Source organism: Caballeronia sp. M23-90, assembly GCF_053574605.1.
In genome coordinates this window covers 1-2,540 of sequence record NZ_JBSIPA010000670.1, presented here as the reverse complement: position 1 = coordinate 2,540, position 2,540 = coordinate 1, and the positions used below count along the sequence as shown (strand labels likewise).

Genomic DNA, 2,540 nt, shown 5'->3' with positions numbered 1-2,540 from the left:
TCCCGTGAATTCATCGAGCGCGTCGGCGGCGGTGGCTTCAGCCGGCAGCACGGTGACGTGGCAACCACGCTCCGCGAGCATGCGCAGGATGTTGTACTTCACGCCGTAGTCGAACGCGACCACTCGGTATTGCGGCGCTTTCTGCTCGCCGTAACCGCTTTCCAGCTTCCATTCGGATTGCGTCCACTCGTACTTCTCTTTCGTGGAGACGACTTTTGCGAGATCCATGCCCGACAAACCCGGAAACGAGCGCGCGAGTTCGAGCGCTTTGACTTCGTCGTCACCAGCAAGAATGCAACCGTTTTGCGCACCCTTGTCACGCAGGATGCGCGTGAGCTTGCGAGTATCGATATTGGAAATCGCAACGACGTTTTCGGCTTTCAGATAATCGGCAAGCGATTGTTCGGAACGAAAATTCGATGCGAGCACCGGCAGATCGCGGATGATCAAACCGGCGGCATGGACTTTGGTGGATTCGACATCTTCAGCGTTCACGCCGACATTGCCGATATGCGGGTACGTCAGCGTGACGATTTGCTGGGCGTAGCTCGGATCAGTCAGGATTTCCTGATAGCCGGTGATAGCGGTGTTAAACACCACTTCGCCGATCGTGTGACCGGACGCGCCGATCGAGTGACCACGAAAGACCGTGCCGTCGGCGAGTGCGAGGATTGCGGGAGAGAATGACGGCAACACGGGAGGCTCCTTGGGAACACCCTGTTGCCGACCTGTCATCCGACCGTGGGATCGCGCGCGGCCTTGTACGTGGCGCGTGCAGACCCGCATCGCGTTTCAAGGCGTTGGCGCATCACTCGCCTTTTTCTGCCGATGCACCTTCAGTCTGAAGAAGGGCGGATCGTGCGTCAGGCGGGTTGCGCGTATCGGGCCTCAAGCGCGGCGGATGAACGGTGAGTGGGAGGTAGGCGCTAGGGTGTAGGTTGATTTGCTCAAACCTTCGAATTATAGCCCGAAATAGCCCTTCCCTCCAAATTTGAGACGTGCCGCACGCAAGACGCGTTCCAGGCTTGGAGCTGCAAACCACGCCCGGCGGCCTTCTCCGACTCAGGAGACCACGCCCCCGCGCTTTTCAAGAACGCTGCTTGGCAGCACGTACCAGATCGCGCTTGCGATCTGCATCGCGATCAACCCGCCCCATGCGCTCAAGTGCGCGGCGACCGGATAGTGACCCGCTTGCACAGGCCAGTGCGAGAGCATCGCGCCAATGCCCACTTGCAGGCCGAAGATCAGGATGAACAAGACCAGCGTCAGCGTGCTGTGCGCGCGGCCGATCATGTGTGTCGGGAAATATTCAGCCATCACGGCGTAGCTCAAGATGCCCGTGCCGCCGAAAATGCCGTAGCACGCAATCAGCAACGCGGGAGGGATTGGCGCGCGCATGAACATCAGTACCTGGACAAGCACGAACAGTCCCATGCCGAAGCCGCAAAACGCGTAAACCGTGATGCCGCGCCTTGCCAGACTCCGCGCCGCCGCGCCGAAACTGACGCAGCCGATCATCATCGCAATACCGAGCACCGATACCAGCACAGCCGCATAGTGGGCGCTGAGGCCCATGACATCGAGCAGATAAGGTCGGATCCAGAGCGACTGCATGGCGTAGAAAACGCCCTGCGTCACCACCGAAAACGATGCGATCTTCCAGAACGCGCCGCTGCGCAAGATGTGCCACGTGCCCTTGAACTGGGTGAGCATGTCCGCTTTTCGATGCCCGTCATCACGGTGTTCAGGTGCAAACAGGAAGATCGCTGCGGCCACGGCGAGCGTCATCACGACGAGGCCAAAGCAGATGTGACGCCAGTCGGTCACGCCCAGCGTCCATGCGAGCGGCGAGCCGACCACCACGCCGCCAAGACCGCCGACTGCCATGACAAAGCCGTTGACCATCGGCAATTGCGCAACGGGAAGGATCTGGGCGAGCGCCTTGAACGCCGCGCTCATGCACACGGACACGCCCACGCCGATCAACAGGCGCCCAAGCATCATCCCGCCGATACCCCGCGCCGCGCCAAACACACCGATCCCGAGAGCCGCGAACAGCAGCATGCCGGCGGTGACACGGCGCGGCCCAAACCGGTCGAGCAACATGCCCACGGGAATCTGCGCGGCCGCGAAGCCGAGAAAATACAGCGATGTCAGCAAGCCGAGATCGGCGCCCGACAGCCCCAGATCGTGTGTGATATACGGCGCGAAGCCCAGATTCACGCCGCGGAACACGTACGAGACGAAGTAACCGGCCGAGAACAGGAAAAACACGCGAAGACGAACGGATGACGTCATGTGCAGCGCAGGGCTTTTTTTGGAATTGAAGCGGAAGTTTAACTTGCCGGCCCAAATGGAAACGCCGTCACCTTGGTGACGGCGTGGATTCTTGACCGCGTGGACAACGTATTATTTCTTCTTTTTCTCGACGGTCTTCGTACTTTTCGATACCGCCACTGCCGGCCTGCCTTTCGCAGGCGCGCTGGCTTTCTCGGCGACACGCGTTACCTTGACCGGCGCCGCACTTGCCTTGCCGTTGC

The 2,540-nt window shown here is 60.4% G+C and carries 2 protein-coding genes; both read right to left on the bottom strand.

Annotated elements, in window-relative coordinates:
- Positions 1-696: carbamoyl-phosphate synthase small subunit (locus ACRXB1_RS34430; protein ID WP_449494583.1), on the bottom strand; the 696-nt coding region annotated here is incomplete at its 3' end.
- A 366-nt stretch (positions 697-1,062) separates the two neighbouring features.
- A complete protein-coding gene (locus ACRXB1_RS34425; RefSeq protein ID WP_174364863.1) occupies positions 1,063-2,298 on the bottom strand; it encodes an MFS transporter in 1,236 nt (411 codons plus the stop codon).
- Positions 2,299-2,540 lie beyond the last annotated feature (242 nt).

Excerpts from the sequence above, each read along its gene's own strand:
- ACRXB1_RS34425 (WP_174364863.1), bottom strand. The coding sequence starts at position 2,298 with ATGACGTCATCCGTTCGTCTTCGCGTGTTTTTCCTGTTCTCGGCCGGT.